This is a genomic window from Streptomyces cinerochromogenes, from assembly GCF_014648635.1.
GTDB classification, from domain to species: Bacteria; Actinomycetota; Actinomycetes; order Streptomycetales; family Streptomycetaceae; genus Streptomyces; species Streptomyces cinerochromogenes.
In genome coordinates this window covers 103,069-120,304 of the sequence record NZ_BMRM01000003.1, presented here as the reverse complement: position 1 = coordinate 120,304, position 17,236 = coordinate 103,069, and the positions used below count along the sequence as shown (strand labels likewise).

The 17,236-nt window shown below is 73.2% G+C and carries 18 protein-coding genes; 8 read left to right on the top strand and 10 right to left on the bottom strand.

The window, feature by feature from the left end:
• Positions 1–110: 110 nt before the first annotated feature.
• Both IEZ20_RS07225 and IEZ20_RS07220 read right to left on the bottom strand, forming a co-directional pair.
• Positions 111–359 (bottom strand): hypothetical protein, encoded by a 249-nt coding sequence (locus IEZ20_RS07225; RefSeq protein ID WP_189295594.1) that lies wholly within the window; start codon positions 357–359, stop codon positions 111–113.
• Positions 346–603: a DUF6400 family protein gene (locus tag IEZ20_RS07220; protein ID WP_189295592.1), complete on the bottom strand. Its 258-nt coding sequence runs from the start codon at positions 601–603 to the stop codon at positions 346–348. The genes IEZ20_RS07225 and IEZ20_RS07220 overlap by 14 nt, the downstream gene beginning before the upstream one ends.
• Positions 604–777: 174 nt before the next feature.
• Between IEZ20_RS07220 and IEZ20_RS07215 the strand changes: the two genes are divergently transcribed.
• The 6 genes from IEZ20_RS07215 (at position 778) to IEZ20_RS07190 (ending at position 8,948) form a co-directional block, all read left to right on the top strand.
• Entirely contained in the window at positions 778–1,776 is a 999-nt protein-coding gene (locus tag IEZ20_RS07215) for an AraC-like ligand-binding domain-containing protein (protein ID WP_189295590.1), read from the top strand.
• Positions 1,777–2,017: 241 nt separating this feature from the next.
• Positions 2,018–4,765: an ATP-binding protein gene (locus IEZ20_RS07210; RefSeq protein ID WP_189295589.1), complete on the top strand. Its 2,748-nt coding sequence runs from the start codon at positions 2,018–2,020 to the stop codon at positions 4,763–4,765.
• 83 nt (positions 4,766–4,848) lie between these two features.
• Complete coding sequence (locus tag IEZ20_RS07205) at positions 4,849–5,580, top strand: alpha/beta fold hydrolase (protein WP_229895930.1); 732 nt, start codon at positions 4,849–4,851, stop codon at positions 5,578–5,580.
• 233 nt (positions 5,581–5,813) lie between these two features.
• Entirely contained in the window at positions 5,814–7,064 is a 1,251-nt protein-coding gene (locus IEZ20_RS07200) for a sugar ABC transporter substrate-binding protein (RefSeq protein WP_189295587.1), read from the top strand.
• Between the two features lie 145 nt (positions 7,065–7,209).
• The gene (locus IEZ20_RS07195) at positions 7,210–8,136 is read left to right on the top strand and encodes a carbohydrate ABC transporter permease (RefSeq protein ID WP_229895929.1); all 927 of its coding nucleotides are present in this window, start codon (positions 7,210–7,212) and stop codon (positions 8,134–8,136) included.
• Positions 8,133–8,948 carry a carbohydrate ABC transporter permease gene (locus IEZ20_RS07190; RefSeq protein WP_229895928.1) on the top strand — a complete coding sequence of 272 codons (816 nt, stop codon included), beginning with the start codon at positions 8,133–8,135 and terminating at the stop codon, positions 8,946–8,948. Before IEZ20_RS07195 ends, IEZ20_RS07190 begins: the two co-directional genes overlap by 4 nt.
• On the opposite strand, the gene IEZ20_RS07185 is transcribed toward IEZ20_RS07190, so the two are convergent.
• The 7 genes from IEZ20_RS07185 to IEZ20_RS07155 form a co-directional block, all read right to left on the bottom strand.
• Positions 8,941–9,222: a hypothetical protein gene (locus tag IEZ20_RS07185; protein WP_189295583.1), complete on the bottom strand. Its 282-nt coding sequence runs from the start codon at positions 9,220–9,222 to the stop codon at positions 8,941–8,943. The genes IEZ20_RS07190 and IEZ20_RS07185 overlap by 8 nt on opposite strands.
• Before the next feature lie 33 nt (positions 9,223–9,255).
• On the bottom strand, positions 9,256–9,720 hold the full coding sequence (locus tag IEZ20_RS07180) for a DUF5709 domain-containing protein (RefSeq protein ID WP_373303911.1): 465 nt from the start codon (positions 9,718–9,720) through the stop codon (positions 9,256–9,258).
• The gene (locus IEZ20_RS07175; RefSeq protein WP_189295581.1) at positions 9,717–10,643 is read right to left on the bottom strand and encodes a glyoxalase; all 927 of its coding nucleotides are present in this window, start codon (positions 10,641–10,643) and stop codon (positions 9,717–9,719) included. Before IEZ20_RS07175 ends, IEZ20_RS07180 begins: the two co-directional genes overlap by 4 nt.
• Before the next feature lie 123 nt (positions 10,644–10,766).
• Positions 10,767–11,636 carry an MBL fold metallo-hydrolase gene (locus IEZ20_RS07170; RefSeq protein ID WP_189295579.1) on the bottom strand — a complete coding sequence of 290 codons (870 nt, stop codon included), beginning with the start codon at positions 11,634–11,636 and terminating at the stop codon, positions 10,767–10,769.
• A 191-nt stretch (positions 11,637–11,827) separates the two neighbouring features.
• Complete coding sequence (locus IEZ20_RS07165) at positions 11,828–12,334, bottom strand: AAA family ATPase (RefSeq protein ID WP_189295577.1); 507 nt, start codon at positions 12,332–12,334, stop codon at positions 11,828–11,830.
• Positions 12,335–12,386: 52 nt separating this feature from the next.
• Positions 12,387–12,623, bottom strand: a complete 237-nt coding sequence (locus IEZ20_RS07160) for a hypothetical protein (protein ID WP_189295575.1) — start codon at positions 12,621–12,623, stop codon at positions 12,387–12,389.
• Positions 12,624–13,041: 418 nt separating this feature from the next.
• Entirely contained in the window at positions 13,042–13,764 is a 723-nt protein-coding gene (locus tag IEZ20_RS07155; protein WP_189295573.1) for an FAD binding domain-containing protein, read from the bottom strand.
• A 229-nt stretch (positions 13,765–13,993) separates the two neighbouring features.
• On the opposite strand from IEZ20_RS07155, the gene IEZ20_RS07150 reads away from it, so the two are divergent.
• A complete protein-coding gene (locus IEZ20_RS07150) occupies positions 13,994–14,446 on the top strand; it encodes a RidA family protein (protein WP_189295571.1) in 453 nt (150 codons plus the stop codon).
• A gap of 37 nt (positions 14,447–14,483) precedes the next feature.
• Complete coding sequence (locus IEZ20_RS07145) at positions 14,484–14,882, top strand: ACT domain-containing protein (RefSeq protein WP_189295569.1); 399 nt, start codon at positions 14,484–14,486, stop codon at positions 14,880–14,882.
• A gap of 96 nt (positions 14,883–14,978) precedes the next feature.
• Here the strand turns inward: IEZ20_RS07145 and IEZ20_RS07140 are convergent, their stop codons facing one another.
• Positions 14,979–17,162: an MMPL family transporter gene (locus IEZ20_RS07140; RefSeq protein WP_189295567.1), complete on the bottom strand. Its 2,184-nt coding sequence runs from the start codon at positions 17,160–17,162 to the stop codon at positions 14,979–14,981.
• Positions 17,163–17,236 lie beyond the last annotated feature (74 nt).

Here is a 17,236-nt window from a genome sequence, read left to right as displayed (position 1 = left end):
GCCCCGCGACGGAGACGATCACCGCACCGGCACGTCGGCCCCGGCACACACACGCGGCCGACCGGGAGGTACGGGCGGCTCGGCGTGGCGCATGCCGCGTGGACCTGGCGTCAGAGGCCGCCGGTCCCGTGGGGCGGGCCGGTGCGCGTGGCGCCGAAGCCGGTCTCGTGGTCCCAGACGTGCGTGCAGGAGGGGCACTGGAGGTGGAGCAGGCTGCCGGTGTTGGAGAGGAGGTAGCGCCAGTGGTCCCGGCACCTGCGGCCCTCCCGGCAGGTGGAGCAGTCCCGGTGGTCCTCGCAGTGCGGGCAGGTCACCCAGGCACGGCGCCCGATGTCCGCCTGGGGGTCAATCGGCAGCACGGCCGCTCCCCCGGCGCGGGAGGACACCGGCCGCCACGAGGGTGTCGTAGATCCGTTGCTGTTCCTCGTCGAGGCCCGAGTACAGCAGGTCGTACGCCTCCTCCTCGCCGCGGACCGCCGCGACCGGGTCCCAGTCGGCGCCGAGCGCTTCCATCACGTGGGCGCGCCGGGTCATCTCGTGGCCGGTGAGATCCACGGCGAAGTTCATCGGCTCGGCGGGGGGCACAGCGTCTTGGGCGGACATATGACCGAACTTAGGGACATCTTTCGGCCACGCCAAGAGTCCGTGGGGCACCTCACACCGAGCCCGGCGTCCGGCGCCGAGTACTCCTGGTCTCACGGATTCACGTGATGTGGTGAGCCGGCCGCGCTGGCACGGTGTGTCTGGAAAACGCACTTTGCCGAAGGGGTGGAGATCATGTCGCCGCAGTCACTGGCACCGGAAACCGACACCACGGGCAGCCTCTACACCACCGAGACGGTCCCCACCCACCGGCGACGGGAGTACTGGCGCGAGGCCCTCGCACGGACCTTCGGCGCCGTGGACATGGGAGTTCCCGACGAGGTCGAGAGCGGCACCATACGCACGTCCCTGCTGGGCCCGGTGCAGGCGGTCACCGTGGACGGCGATCCGCAGCGGGCCCGGCGCACCCGGCGGCTCATCGCGGGCAGCGACAACGACGACTACGTGGTGGTGAAGCTGCTGAGCCGAGGGGTCGCCCGCATCGCGCAGGACGACCGGGAGTCCTACGTACGGCCGGGGCAGCTGTTCGTCTACGACATGGCCCGGCCCGTCGAGCTGACCCTCCCGGAGCGCTTCCGGACGAAGTCCCTCGTGCTGCCCCGGGAGGTGCTGGGGCTGAACGAGTCGGAGCTGCGGCGGATCACGGCGTGTCCGCTCGGCGCCGACTCGGCGCTCGGCGAGCTGCTGACCCCGCTGCTGTCCCGGCTCGTGGACACCGCGGGAACGTATCCGCAGCGGACGGGCGAGCTGATCGCCCGCAACGTCGTGGACCTGGTGCAGACCCTGGCCGAGGAGCGGCTCGGCCGGGCCGGCGCGGACACCCCGGACGCCGCCCGGATGTCGCTGGTGCGGATCCGGGCGTACATCGACCGGCACCTCGCCGACCCCGAGCTGACGCCGGACCACATCGCCCGGGCCCACCACATCTCCGTGCGCTATCTGCACAAGCTGTTCGAGCTGGAGGACATCACCGTCAGCCGGTGGATCCAGCAGCGGCGGCTGGAGCAGTGCCGCCGGGACCTGACCCGCCGGGAGACGGCGAGCCTGACCGTCGCCGCGGTGGCCCACCGCTGGGGCTTCGCCAGCGCCTCCCACTTCAGCCGGGTGTTCCGGGCCGCCTACGGCGTGTCCCCCGTCGAGTGGCGCCACTCCTCCGCACGCAGCCTGGCATGACCCGCACCCTCCGCCCGGCAGGCCCCCGTCCGCCCGCCAGCCCCGCACCCCGTCCGCCCGGCAGGCCCGCACCCCCGGCCGCCCGGCAGCCCCGCGCCCTCCGCCGAGCAGGCCCGTGCCGCCCCGCCGGCATGACCTGGGTCACTCACCACTGCTACCGCATATGCGCTGAGCTGCTGTTTTTGTCATAGTGGCCTCCGGGCGCCGGCGTGACGGGCGCGTGCGGACAGGGAGGACCCAAGTGGCGGGGTCAGGCGGACCGCTGTCCCGGAGCGGTCTGCGCGGCCGGGAGGCCGAGCTCGGGCAGTTGCATACGCTCATCGACTCGGTGGCCCGCAGCGGAAGCGGCGCACTCGCCCTGGTCCGCGGGGAACCGGGCATCGGCAAGACCACGCTGGTCACCGAGGCCGTCGCCCGGGCCGCCGCGGCGGGATTCTCCGTCGGTCTCGGCAAGGCCGACGAACTGCATCACATCGTGCCCTTCTCGTCGCTGGCCACCTGCGTCCTGCACGGCGACCGGCCGCTGCTGTCCGGCGATGCGCTGGGCGACCTCGCGCACCGACACGACCAGCGGATCCGGCTGGTGGAACGCCTGGCAGAGGCGATCGAGGAGCGGGCCGGCGGCATGCCGGTGCTGATCGCCCTGGACGACGCGCAGTGGGCCGACCCGCTCAGCCGGTTCGCCCTCCAGCAGCTGCCGGGCCGGCTGCGAACCTCGCCGGTGCTGTGGCTGCTGACCGAACGGCAGGGCGTCGACGGGCCGGCGGAGGAGATCGTCGCGGCCGTACGGGACGATCTCCCGGTGCTCACCGTGTCCCTGGGGCCGCTGTCCGGGGTGGCCATCGGCCGGCTCGCCGACGACACCCTGGGCGCCGCCGCGGACGAGCGGGTGCGCGAGCTGCTGGAGGGAGCCGGCGGGAACCCGTTCCTCGCCGTCGAGATGCTCGCCGGACTACGGACCGCCGACACCTCCGACGAGCCGGTGCCCCCGGGGCTGGTGACGGGCGTACGCGGCAGGCTCAGCTCCCTGCACCCCGACACGCTGCGCTTCCTGCAGAGGGGCGCGGTACTCGGCCGAGGCTTCGGCTTCCACGACGCCGCCGCGCTGTGCGGCCGGCCGTCCGTCGCGCTGATCCCGGCCCTCGAGGAGGCGGTGCGCGCGGGGCTTCTGGACGACGACGGCGACCGGCTGTCCTTCCGGCACGACCTGCTGCGCCAGGCGGTGTACGTGGACATCCCGCCCTCGGCCCGCAAGGCGCTGCACCGCGAGGCCGCGGCGCTGCTCGTCGCCGCGGGCCACCAGCCGATCGACGTGGTGTCGCACATCCTCAGGGGCGCCCAGCCCGGGGACCAGGAAGCGGTCGCCCTGCTCCGGCGCGCCGCGGACGACGTGCTGCCGGTCACCCCGGGGCTCGCGGCCGACCTCGTCACGCGCGCCCTGGAGCTGGCGCCGACGGCACGGCCGTCGTGGTTCGCGGCGGGCGAGCAGGCGATCGGCTGCCTGACCCGGGCCGGCCGGAACCGGGAGGCGCTGGCGACCGGCGACCGGCTGCTGGCCTGCCGGCCGCCCGTGGAGATGGTCGGCCGGTTGCAGGCCGCCCTCGGCGGCACGCTGTGGAACATGGATCTCGTCGACGAGTTGCGCCGCCGGACCGAGGGAGCCCTCGCGCTCGGGGGTGTCGCGCCGGAGGTGGGTGCGCGGCTGGCCGCCCTGCGGGCGCTGGCCCTGTCCCGGGCGCACGACCTGGGCCCGGCGCACGCGGCCGGTGAGGAGGCGCTGCGGGCCGCCGTGGCCACCGGTGACCGGGAGGCCCACGTCCAGGCGCTGTTCGCGCTCGGGGAGATCGCGCTCAACGCGGGCGAGAACGCCGCCGCGCGGGAGCGCTTCACGGCGCTGAGCGCCGTCGACCCCGCGTTCGCTCCCGAGGAGATCGTCGCCTACCAGCACCTGGACGACTTCGCGACCAGCGAGCGGCTGCTCGCGGGGGCGGCGGACGGCGCCGGCGCGACGCGGGAGGTCCTGCTGCTGTGGGCGCAGGGGCAGCAGCACCTGGGGCTGGGCAGGCTCGACGACGCCGAGGCCGACCTCGTGACGATGGAGCGCCTGGAGGACGAGGTGCAGGTGCACGTCCAGCAGGTGAACGGCCGGGTGATCCGTTCCCGGATCGCCCTGCTGCGCGGTGACCGGGAGGCGGCGCGGGAGCACTTGGCTCAGGCGCGCAGGAGACTGGCGGCCAAGCCGAACCCGGGCAACACGGCCGCGGTGCGCTTCCTGGAGGCGGTGCACGCGGAGGCCGACGGGGACGTCCGGCTCGCCGTCGACAGGATCCGGCGGGTGCAGGAGCAGGGGCCCTTCCTGCGCTGGCGGCTGCTGCGCACCTGGGTGCCCTCCGCGGTCCGGATGGCGCTGGGCGGCGGGGACCGGGAACTCGCCGAGGACCTGGCCGCGCAGGCGGAGGCCCACGCCGTGCGCAATCCGACGGTGCCCAGCGCCACGGGTGTGGCGGCGCGGGCCCGCGCACTGGTGCGCGACGACCTCGCCCTGCTGGAGCACTCCGTCGCGCTGCTCCGGGCGGGCCCGCGCCCGCTGGTCCGGGCCGCGGCCTGCGCCGACCTGGGACGGGCGCTGCTGGCGGCGGGACGCAAGGCCGAGGCGGTGACCGCTCTGGCCGACGCCCGGTCCACGTTCGCCGCGTCGGGCGCGCCGGCCGCGGCGGCCTACGTGCAGCGCGGTCTGCGGGCGGCCGGGGCCGGTGACCGCCGGGGGGCGGGCGGGCAGCGTCCCGTCGAGGGCTGGGAGGCCCTCACCGCCTCGGAGAAGAAGGTCGCGCGTCTGGTCGCCGAGGGCCACAGCAACCGCAGGGCGGCGGAGTTGCTCGTGGTGTCCCCGCACACCGTCAACACGCATCTGACGTCGGCCTTCCGCAAGCTGTCGGTCAACTCCCGGGTGCAGCTCGCCAACCTGGTGATGGCGCTCCCCGACGACTGAGTGGTTCCTGGTACGTTCACGCGATGCCGGCCGGGCCCGGGTGGGCTTGACTGGGACCCCCCACCCAGTCGGAGGTCACCGACGTGCCCGGACGCACCCCCTCGCCGCCGACCGTCGTGCTCGTGCACGGGGCGTTCACCGACGCCTCGTCGTGGACGGGGGTGATCCGGCACCTGCACACCGCCGGACTACCGGTGCGTGCCCCGGCGAACCCGCTGCGCGGCCTGGCGCACGACGCCGCGTACGTCAGGAACGTGCTGCGCCAGATCGACACCCCCGTCGTGCTGGTCGGGCACGGCTACGGCGGCGCGGTCATCACCGACGCCGCCACCGACGCCGACCAGGTGGTGGCCCTGGGGTACGTCGCGGCGTTCGGTCTCGACGCCGGCGAATGCCTGCTGGACGTCACGAACCGCTTCCCGCCCGTGCCGGGCGCGGACACGGTGTTCACCGAGTCCGTCGCCGTGCCCTCTTCCGTGCGGCCGGACGGCGAGCTGTACATCCGCAGGGAACGCTTCCTCCAGGTGTACGCCGCCGATCTGTCACCCCGCGTCAGCAGTGTCCTGTCCGTGAGCCAACGCCCCCTCGCGCAGAGCGCGCTGAGTGCCGGCTCGGGCCCGCCGGCCTGGGCCTCGAAGCCGTCCTGGTACGCCATCGCCGCCGCCGACCGGATGCTCAGCCCCACCGCTCAGCGCTTCATGGCCCAGCGCATGACGGCCACCGAGTACCTCGTCGACGGTTCGCACGCCGTGCTGCGCTCCCGGCCGGACGCCGTGGCGGCGATGATCCTGGCAGCGGCGGACGCGGAACGGTGAGCGGGCGGTGAGCCGAGGGGGAACCTTCGGTGAGCGAGGCGGGGAGTCTTCGGCGAGCGGGGCGGGGGGCGTCGGGGGCGGGCGGTGTGCGGGGCTACGCCGTTCGAACAGACGATCTTCCGAGCGGTTGGATGCGATAGCATCCCAGGCCCGGGACCGGAACATGCCGGTATCGACCATCTCGCCGCACCCCACGGTCGCCGGCACCAGACATCCCTCGGGAAGGCACCACCATGCGCTCAGCGGCCATATCGGCCAGGCGGCGGTTCACTGCTCTGGCCGGAACCGTCGCCCTGGCCCTGACGGCCGCCGGCTGCGGCGGGGGCACCGGCTCCGCGTCCGCCGACGGCAAGGTGACCTCGATCACCGCTCTCGACTACTACACCGACACCGCGGAGCACGCCCAGTGGGGTGCGCGGCTGACCGCCTGCGGCAAGCGTGCCGGCGTCACCGTCGAGCACCGGAGCGTGCCGGGGGCCTCGCTCGTCCCGCAGGTGCTGCGGCAGGCGTCCTCGCGGACCCTGCCCGACCTGCTGATGCTCGACAACCCCGACCTCCAGCAGATCGCGCAGACCGGTGCGCTGACCCCGCTGGACGCGTACGGCGTCGACGCCGGCGGCTACGCCGAGGGCATCCGGTCGGCGGGCACCTACCGGGGCAAGGTGTACGGACTGGCGCCCACGGTCAGCACGGTCGCCCTCTTCTACAACAAGGACATGCTGGCGGAGGCCGGTGTCGCCGTGCCCAGGACCTGGGCCGAGCTGAAGAAGGCGGCGGCCGAGCTGACCCGCCCGGGGCGCTACGGCATGGCGGTGGACGCCAACGCCACCTTCGAGGGAACCTGGCAGTTCCTGCCCTTCCTGTGGTCCAACGGCGGGGACGAGACCCGGCTGGACGCCCCGCAGGCCGCCCAGGCCCTCCAGCTCTGGGTCGACCTGGTCAGGAGCGGATCCATGTCGCAGTCGGTGCTGAACTGGACGCAGGCCGACGTCCACGACCAGTTCGTCGCCGGCAGGACGGCCATGATGGTCAACGGCCCCTGGCGGATCTCCGAACTGGACAAGGCCGCGACACTTCACTGGGGCGTCGCCCCGCTGCCCGTCCGCGAGGCCGGGCAGACCGTCGTCACCCCGCTGGGCGGCGAGGTGTGGACGGTCCCGCAGAACTCGTCCAAGGCCCGGCAGAAGAAGGCGGCCCAGGTGCTGGCCTGCCTGAACGACTCCCGCAGCATGCTCGCCCTGGCCCGGCAGTACCACACCGTGCCCTCCCGTACCGCGGTCGCGTCCCGGTACGCCCGCGAGGTCCCGTCGATGGCCGCCTTCGTGCGGAGCGTGGAGCGGGCCCGGGCCCGCACCGGCCGGCTCGGCGTCAAGTGGCCCCGGGCGGCGACCGGGATCTACACCGCCGTGCAGGCCGCGCTGACGGGTGAGCAGACGCCGCGGGAAGCGCTCAGGCATGCGCAGCGGATCGCGACCGGCTCCTGACCGGCCCCCGGTCCGCCCGGCGAAGCGGGCCGGAGCCGGGAAGCCGGCCAAAGCCGTCAAGCCGAGCGGAACCGTGCAGCCGACCGGACCCATGGAGCCGACCGGAGCCGTGCAGCCGGCCGGAGCCGTGAGGCCGGCCGGTCCCATGAGGCGGGCCGGGTCCCTGAGACGGCCCCGGCTTCCGGAGCGCGTCACCCGGTGGCTGTTCCTCCTGCCCGCCCTGGCCTACCTGCTGCTGTTCTTCGGCTACCCGCTGGTCGAGAACGTCGTGATGAGCTTCCGGCAGTACTCGGCCTCGACGTTCTACACCGGTGAGGCGCCCTTCGCGGGCCTGCGGAACTACGCGGAGGTCCTGCCCTCGGACCTGTTCCGGGAGGCCGTGCTCACCACGGTGCTGTTCACGGTCGGTTCGCTCGTCGGGCAGTTCGTGATCGGGCTCGCCCTCGCCCTGTTCTTCCAGCGCAGGTTCCCGCTGAACGGCGTCCTGCGGTCGCTCCTGCTGCTGCCCTGGCTGCTGCCCCTGGTCGTCTCCGGAACGACCTGGAGGTGGATGCTCGACACCGACACCGGCGTGGTCGACCGCGCGCTGCGCGACCTCCACGTGGTGTCCTCCGGCGTCCCGTGGCTGACCGGCACCTCGGAGGCGCTCGTGTCGGTGATCCTCGTCAACATCTGGGTGGGCATCCCCTTCAACACCGCGATCCTGTACGGCGGTCTCCAGGCCGTCCCCGCCCACCTGTACGAGGCGGCGAAGCTGGACGGCGCCGGCCCGGTGGCGTCGTTCCGTCACGTCACCTGGCCGCTGCTGCGACCCGTGGCCGGTGTGGTGCTGGTGCTCGGCGTGGTCTACACGGTCAAGGTGCTCGACATCATCCTGGTGGTGACGGGCGGCGGACCGGCCGACGCGACACAGACTCTCGCCACCCGGTCCTACGCACTCTCCTTCCAGCAGTTCGACTTCGGACGCGGCGCCGCCCTCGGCAACGTCCTCATCCTCCTCTCGCTCGTCCTCGCCCTCGTCCACCTGCGCGCCGGCCGTCGCGCCCTGGACTCCCGAGGGGTGGTCCGGTGAAACGCCCACCCGCACCCGACCGGCTGTCCACCCTGGTGGGGATCGTCCTGCTCGCGGTGATGCTGTTCCCGGTGTACTGGATGGTGAACGCCTCCCTGCAACCGGCGGGCAACCTCCTGCGGGCGGGCTGGTTCCCCCGCCACCCGGACTTCGGCGGCTACGCCACCGCCCTGCACGACCAGGGGCGCAACCTCGTCACCAGCCTCGTCGTGGCCCTCGGCAGTGTGGTGCTGAGCCTCGCCCTCGCCGCGCCGGCGGCCTACGCGCTGGCCCAGTTCCGTCTCCGGGGCACCCGGCTGATGCTGTTCGGCGTCCTGGTCACCCAGATGGTGCCGGGCATCGTCGTGGCCAACGCGCTGTACGGCGCCTACACCGACCTCGGCCTGCTGAACTCCCGGCTCGGACTGGTCCTCGCCGACTCGACCGCCGGGGTGCCCTTCTCGATCCTCCTCCTGCACGCGTTCCTGCGGGGCGTTCCCCGGGAGATCGTCGAGGCCGCCCGCGTGGACGGCGCCGGGAGGCTGCGCGTCCTGTGGTCCGTGGTGCTCCCGGTGAGCCGCAACGCGCTGATCACCGCGGGCCTCTTCACCTTCCTCTTCTCCTGGAGCGACTTCCTCTTCGCCGTCACCCTGAACACCACGGACACGGTCCGGCCGGTCACCGTCGGCATCTACGAGTACATCGGCGCCCACACGAACCAGTGGAACGCCCTCATGGCCACCGCGGTCCTGGCGTCCCTCCCCGCGTCCGTGCTGCTCGTCCTCGCCCAGCGCCATGTCACCGCCGGGGTGACCGGCGGAGCCGTCAGGTGAGACCGTCCGGTCTCCGTCTGCTCGCGTGCCCCCGCCGCGGCGGGAGCGGGTCGACGCCGAGGTCCGTGCCGACGTCGTAGCCGGGCTCCGGGCCGCCGGGGACGGGGTGGGCGATGTCGGCCGCCAGGTCGAAGGCGGCCGCGTCGATCGCGTCGTCGAGCGAGGACTCCTCGCGCTCGTCGCGGGCGCGGCGGTGGTGTTCGGCCATCCGTTCCCTGAGGTGTCGCAGGCGGTGGTGGCCGGTGTCCGTGGGCGACGGTTCAGCGGTGCTCATCCGGTGGTCCTCCGTTTCGGGGCGCGGTGGGCGTCAGTAGGTGTCGGAGTCGGGGATCACGTGCATCGCGGCCTCCTCCGCCGACGCCCCGGCGCCGTCCAGTCCGAGGTCGGAGGCGAACAGGTCGGACTCGGTGTTCTCGTGGGTGCCCTCGTCGGGGGCGAGGAGCCGTCCGGCGCGTGCGTCGCCGACCTCCCCGTCGATCGGCTCGCCGTCGGTGTCCCAGGTGTCGCCGACGCCGTCGCCCTCCGGGACGCCGATGTCGGGCACCTCCTCGGAGAGGCGCTCGTCGAGGCTCTCCCCCCGCCACCGCTCCGCGGCGGTGACACCGGTGTGCTCCGCGCCCCACGGTCTCTCCGGGGGTGAGTAGCCCTCGTCCAGGGCCTCGTCTCCGGCCCGGTAGTCGAGGGTGTCGGACGCGTCGAGGAGGCCGGCGTCGTCCTGCACCTCCGACCCGTCCGGCTGGTAGACGTCGTCCCCCATCGCCTCGTCGGTCACCTCTGCTCCCTCTCCTCGTGCACTTCGGCGACGTAGCCGCCCGGGAACCGCACCATCGCGTTCGAGCGGCCCTCGGCGGTGTACGGCCCCCACAGCACCGTCGCGCCCGCCGCCTCGGCCCGGTGCAGCGTGGCCGCGAGGTCCCGCACCGCGTAGCCGGTGGTCTCCCGGCCGAACGGGTAGGGCAGGTGGCCGTCGGTGACGCTGACGACGGTGTCGCCGAACGGGGAGCGCAGGGCGATGCGGCGGTACGTCCGCCCGGGCAGACCGATGTCACCGGCGTCCGCCGCCCGCTGGTCGGAGACGATCCGGCCCTGGGTGAACCGGAGGTAGGACGCGAGGAAGGCGTGCACCGAGTCGGCCGTCAGGTAGACACGGTTGTCCGGCACGGTGTCCAGGGGCGCGTACGAGGGGGCCTTGGTGTGCCAGTACAGCTGGGCGTTGACTCCGCCCGGGAACTGGACGACCGCGTCCCGGCCGATGGGGTCGTCGAAGGGCGCGACGACGACGTTCGCCCCGCTGGTGCGGGCCCGTCGGACGCCCTGGTCGAGATCGTGCACGAGCCAGCCCGTGCGTTCGGTGCCGAACGGATAGGGGACGGGCGTCTTGAAGTCGAAGACGGACAGCGTGCCGACGGGCGAGAGGACCAGCTCGGACTCGGTCCTGCTGGGTGTCGGGGTGACGGTGGTGACGACCTTCGCCGTGTGCGTGCCGCCGAAGGTCGCCTCCCAGCTGGTGACGAACGCGTCCACGTCGCCCGGGGTGACGTAGACATGGGTGGTGTCGTACTGGGGGCCGACCCCCGTGGTGGAGGTCACCGCGGCGACCCGCTCGTTCTGGGCGGAGGACGGCGCCCCGGACCCCACCACGCTCAACGCCACCAGTAACGCGGGCAGCACCCATGCGATCGCCTTGCGCTTCATTCCCGTCCCTCTTCCGTCGTGTCCGCCACAAGCATGTGATCCGAACGGTAGGGAGCGGGCGAGGAGGCGATGATGCCGACAGCGCCCCGGGTGTTGCCTGTCAGTGAACAGGCGGGGCGGCCGTCACCAGCGGACGGCCGTGAAGTCGATCGGGCGGGGGCGCAGCAGGCGCGTGCGCTGCGTCAGGTCGTGCAGGCGGCGGGCCATCTCGTCGGCCGGCAGACGGCGCCGGTCCCCGTGGCCCGGCAGGACCCACTCGAAGCGCAGCCGTCCCGCCGTCCTGGCCAGGGATGCCGCCAGTTCCTCGATGGAGTACCAGGTCACGCTCTCGGCGACCTCCAGGTCACCGGTCGTACGGGACCAGTAGAAGCTGTCGCCGGTGAAGCAGTAGCGGTCGTCGGCGAGGTAGAGGACGCTGCCCCGGGTGTGTCCGGGGAGGGGGTGGACCGTGACGCCTTCGGCGATCTCCCGGGGGTCGAGTCCGCGGATCACCCGGTCGGCGTCCGGGGCGGCGTCCAGGTCGCCTTCGTGGATCCACAGCCGGGCGCCGAAGTGGTCGGCGTAGCGGCGGCCGTGTGCCGCGTGGTCGCGGTGGGTGAGCAGCACATCGGTGACGGGGCCCCAGGCCGTGTAGCGCTCGGCCAGCGCACGGCTCCAGCGGGGCGTGTCGATCATCATGGCGGTGCCGGAGGGACGCCGGAGCAGGTAGGAGTTGGCGCCCGCGGTGTGGGGCGAGTTGTGCCCGCAGATCAGTACGCCGTCGTCCAGGGCGAGCGGGAACGGGTCCAGCGACTGGTCCGCCCGGCCGGTCACGGGGCGGATCGAGCGGGTGGGGCAGGCGAAGACCGCGGCGTGTAAGCGCCGGTTCTCCGCCTCGTCGGCCGGCGGGCGCAGGATCCGCGACTTCCCGTCGGCCTCGTCGATCAGTTCGGGTGCGAACTGCCGGGCCACGTCGCAGTTGGTGCAGCGGTCGTCCACGTACCATCCGTCCACGGCTGGGCTCCTTCCAGGGGGAAGCGGCCTCGGCGGAGACCGCCCTTCCAGGGGTATCCCGTCGGCAGGGGAATCGGTAGGCCCTGCTGACCTTGTGTTTCCGGGTCGGTGGCGCTCTCGGCCCACGATTCCGGACAGGGGGCGAAACATCGCGATCCCGGCGATTCGGGTCGCTGGCCGGTGTCCGTGGCTCAGGGCCGTACCTCGAAGCCGCCCCGCCCGTCGAACCGCACCTCGTGCACCGCGTCGAACCCGTCCGCCGCCGACGGCCTGCGCAGCCGTTTCAGCGTGGCCAGGACGCCCACGTCGGGGACCCGGTCGCGGCCCTCGCGCGCGGCGTTGCGCCGGAGGGAGCCCTCGACGTCGGGCGGGAACCAGTAGGCCGTCGCGGTCGCGCCATGGGCGTGGGCCGCCTCCACCAGCGGGCCCCACTCCTGCGGCGAGGGGTTCGTGTTGTCCACGGCGACGGCTCGTCCGGCCGCCAGGTGCTCCGCCACCAGCCGCATCTGCCGCACCTGCTTGTTCCGGGCGCCGCGCGGGAACAGGTCCTTGCTGACCAGCTCGTACCGGTCGGCCAGGACGTCCGCGTAGAAGGTGGACTTCCCGGCGGCCTGCAGCCCGACCAGCACCGCCAGGTCCTGGTCCGCCGCCCGGCCCTCCGGGCCCGGCGGGCCCGGCGTACGCGTCACTCCGGTCATGCCGGCCACGATGGCACGCCGCCGGGCGGTCCGGCGACCGCCCGCGGGATGCTCAGCGTGTCCGCGCCGGGGACGCCGTACCCGGCAGTCGGTTCCGCGCCGGGGGCTTCGGCCGCGCGGCGCCGGTGACGAGGAGGACGACGACTCCGCAGGCGGCGACCAGGAGCCGGCCCGGACGGGAGGCGTGGGCGAGCCCCGCCGGGCCGGTGTCCGCGACCAGGCCGTCGGCGTGGGCGGTGCCGAGGGCGGCACCGATCTGACGCGCGGTGGACGTGATCGCGCCCGCCACACCGGTCCGGGAGGGCGGCAGCCCGCTGACGGCGGCGCGGGTGAGCGGCGCGTTGGCGAAACCGAACCCGATGTCGATGGCAGAGCGCGCCGGTGGTGAGGGAACCGCCCGCCAGGCACAGCGGCAGCCTCGGACCGCTCCGGCCGGTCAGCCGGCCGGACCAGGACGCGCGGACGGTCGCCCCGAGCGCCCTGGGCAGGGTCGCGGTTCCGGCGGCCGGCGGGGTGAAGCCGCGGATGTGCCGCACGCAGAGGGTGTTGAGCAGCAGGGCCGCGTGGAGGGCGACGAACACGGCCACGGCACCGAGGACCGCGCCGCTGCAGAAGCATCCGCGGACGAGCCGGGAGTCGACGAGCGGTTCGTCCCGGGGGCACTCCAGCCGCCGACTTCTTCGCGGGCACGGCAAACAGCCGCTCCCTCAGTGGTCAGCCGTGGTGCCCAGGAGGCCGGCGACCTGCGTCCGCACGACCTCCCACGCGGCGGCCGGCAGGTCGCCGAGGGCCGTGCCGCGCAGCGCTCCGAGGGTCGCCTCGGCGTCGGTCTCGCGGTGGGCGGTGCCGTCGAGGACGTCGTAGCCGTCCCGTACGGCGACCCGCACGCGGTCGGGTGCCCCGTGCTCGGCGTGCAGGGCCGAGGCCACGACCAGGGGCGGCGCCCCGCCGGCCGCCCCGGGCAGCTTGCGGTAGGCCGAGGTGACGGGCGGCCGCCAGCGCAGGCTGAGCAGGACGGGACGCTTGGCGACCACCTCGGCCAGGTCGGCGTCGCGGACGCCCTCGGGTTCCAGGACCGTCGCCCGGGCGTCCAGGACGAGGGCGGCGGGCAGCAGGCAACGCAGCGTACTGCCGGCTATGTTGCCGCCGACGGTCGCCGTCCGGCGCACCGCCCCGGTGCCGACGGTGGCGGCGGCCAGCCGCAGGACGTCGGGGACCCGGGCGTCGACGCGGTGCAGAATGACGGCGCCGCCCAGGGTGTCCCGCCCCAGGACGTTGGCCTCCGGCAGCTCGCGGAGCGACATCGCGAGGTCGGGGAACCCGTCCCGCTGCCAGGCCGCCCACACGAGGGTCGCCCCGCCTATCGGCACGGCCCCCTCCGCCAGGCATTCCCGGGCTTCCGTCACGGACGTGGGCAGACGCAACAGCACAGCGGCCCCCTGCCTTCCTGGTGCTCCAACTGCTCGAACGTCGGGCGAACGAAGCCGGCCCTCCGGTCCGCCGACAGCGCAGTCTTGTCGCGCGGCAGGGGGCGCGTCCAGGGCTCACACGAGCACGCCGCAGCGGACGGCCTGCTCAGAGCGCGCACTCCCCTTCGGCCCCCACAGGCGGCGGGATCCTGGTCTGGCCGACAGTGCTCGACGCAAGGAAGCACGCTCCATGACGCCCGACGCGCGTACGATCACCAACCCGGCCACGCTGCACGACCCGACCCCGTTCGGGTACAGCCACGCCGTCTCGGCGCCGGGCCAACTCGTCTTCATCGCGGGCCAGTACGCCTCCGACGCCACCGGCGCCCCGGTGCCCGGTGACTTCGCCGCCCAGGTGGAACTGGCCTTCGACCGGCTGCTGCTGGCCCTGGCGGCGGAGGGGCTCGGCTACGAACACGTCGTCCGGCTGGGAACCTTCGTCGTCGGCCACGACGCCGCGAAACTGGAGGTTCTCGGCAAGGCGCTGCACGCGCGCTTCGGGGACCGGCTGCCGGCCCAGACGCTGAGCGGTGTGGCGTCTCTCGCGCTGCCCGGCATGCTGTTCGAGGTCGACGCGGTCGCCGTCCGGCCCGCCGCGTCGCCGGGTCCGGTGGCCTCGGCCGCTTCCCCGCAGGACGCCTGAGCGGCCGGCCGGTGTCCCGGCCCGTAGGGTGGAACCTGTGACGGGTGAGACTGATCTGCGCACACTGCTCCGCGGCATGCGGCCGGAACTGAACCCGGGCCGCTACGTCTTCACCATGGCCGAGGGCGGCGTGCCCTCCGGTGTCTCCCCGGTGGTCACGGTCGCCGAGCAGGAGGGGCTCACCCTCGTGGTGCCGCAGGCGGACGCGGACGCGGCCGGGATGGCGTACGACTACGTCGCCGCGTGGATCACCTTGAGCGTCCACTCCGCGCTGGACGCGGTCGGCCTGACCGCCGCGGTCGCCCGCGCCCTCGCCGCCGAGGGCCTGAGCTGCAACGTCGTCGCCGGTTTCCACCACGACCACCTCTTCGTGCCCCACGACGAGGCCGAGCGGGCGGTGCGGACCCTGCGACGGCTGGCGGACACCGCCCGCTGAGCGGCACCGGCGGCAGGGAGGGCGGCGGGCCGCTGTGAAAATGGTTCTGCCGGGCCGTGTCGGCCCGGCAGAACTCACCGCTTACACCGGCTGCCGCTAGCCGCGGCGCCCGGCGGGATCGTGGGCGGCGCTGTCCCGGTCCTCATCGCCTCGGACCGGCCCGGAGGTCCCGGTCCCGGCGGGAGGCACCTCCGCCCGGTCCCCGTGGCCCGGCCACCAGGCCGCGTGGCCGATCAGGGCCGTGAGGCTCGGGGTGAAGAACATCGCCATGACGAACGCGGCCACCGCGATACCGAAGGAGACCGCGAAGCCCATCTCCGACAGCAGCGAGTTGCCCGCGAGCATCATCGTGGCGAAGGTCGCCGCGAGGATGAAGCCCGCCGCGGCCACGGTCGGTCCGGCGTGCCGGAGCGCCATGCCCGCCGCCTCGCGCGGATCCCGGCCCTCGCGGGCCTCCTCCCGCAGCCGGGCGATCATGAGGATGTTGTAGTCGGTGCCGATCGCGACCACGAAGAGATACATGATCACCGGCAGCATGAACATCAGGCCCGAGTGTCCCTGGCCCTCCTGGAAGATCCACACGGTCGCGCCGAGGGTGGCGCCGAAGCCGAGGCCCACGGAGGCCATCAGGTACCAGGGGGCGACCACACTGCGCAGCAACAGCCCCAGGATGAGCATGATCAGGATGGCGGCGACGGGGAAGACCGTCCGGTAGTCGTGGTTGACCGCCGCGTTGATGTCCTTGTAGATCGAGGACATGCCGCCGACGAGCGCCTCGGTGCCGCCGGGCGCCGCGGAGTGCGCGACATCGCGGACCCGGCCCACGGCGTCGATCGCCTTGTCCGTCGACGCCTCGTACTTGAGCGTGACGGTGAAGTCGGCGGTGGTGCCCTCCTTGTTCAGCTGGGTCATGCGGGCGTTGGCGACACCGTCCACGGCGCCGAGCTTCTGCGCGTACGCGTCGAAGGCGGCCTTGTCCAGCGGCTTGCCGTCGGTGCTGGACAGGTAGACGTCGGTGGGTGCCGCCGCGCCCGCCGAGTACGCCTTCTGCATCTCGTCCTGGACGACCATCGACTCCTTGGTCTTGGGCATGGAGCCGGAGGCCAGGTCGAAGGTGGCCTTGTAGCCGAAGGTGCCGAGCGACAGGGCGAGCAGGATGAGACCGGACACGAGGGCGGTCAGCGCCGGGCGGCGCTGGACGCCCCGGCCGAGTGCGGCGAAGCGGGCGTTCTGCGGCTCCTTCTGCCAGGACTTGGAGGGCCAGAACACCTTGGGACCGATGAGGGAGACCACGGCGGGAATCAGCGTGAGGCCGGCGACCAGGGTGGCGCCGACCGCGATGGCGAGCGCCGGGCCCATCTGCTTCAGGAAGCCCAGCGTGGACAGGACCAGGGCGAGGAACGCGATGATGACCGCGCCCGCCGCCGAGGCGATGGCCTCGCCGACCCGGCCGACCGCGTTGATCATGGCCTGCTTGGGCTCGTCACCGGCGCGCAGGCTCTCGCGGTAACGGAATATCAGGAACAGGAAGTAGTCCGTGCCCACGCCGAAGAGCACGACGATGAGGATGGACGAGATCGAGCTGTTGGCCTCCAGGTCGAACAGCTTGGTGGCGTAGGCGATCAGCCCGTTGGCGACGGCGGAGACCAGGCCGATCAGCAGCAGGGGAAGTACCGCGAGGATGGGGGCCCGGAAGATGATCAGCAGGGTCACCAGGATGATGACGAAGGTGCCGATGCCGATCAGCGCCTCGCCGCGCTTGGACGAGTCCTGTTGGTCGAGCGCCTGCGCGGCGGAGCCGCCGAGCTTGACGTCGAGGTGCGTGCCCTTGGCCAGCTCCTTGGCCTCTTCACGCAACACCTTGGCCGCGTCGGCCTGTTTCGGCTGTCCGGCGTTCTTGCTGTCCATCTGCACCAGGGTCAGGGCATACCTGCCGTCCTTGGACGGCTGGCCGGGGACGACCTTCTGCACCTGGTCGATGTGCTTGTTGCCCAGTTCGGTGGTGATCCGGGCGACGTCCTTCTGGTCGGCGGCGGTGAGCTTGCCGCCGTCGGTGCGCTGGTAGAGCGCGATCGCGGACGGGGTGAAGGCGCTGGGGAACGCCTTCTGCTGGAGATCCGCCGCTTTGATTGACTCGTAACTCTTGGGCAGGAAACTGCTCTCGTCACTGTTGGAGGGCAGGCTAGGGGCGGTGGCGACTATCGCCACCGCGGCGATCAGCCACGCCACGATCGTCCACACGGGATGACGGACGACGGCGGTGCCTATTCGTCGGAACATGCGGAGGGTCCTCCTGGGAAGGAAGATCACCGCAGCCCGGGGAGCGGTCCCTGGCATCGGCGACCCCGACCGGC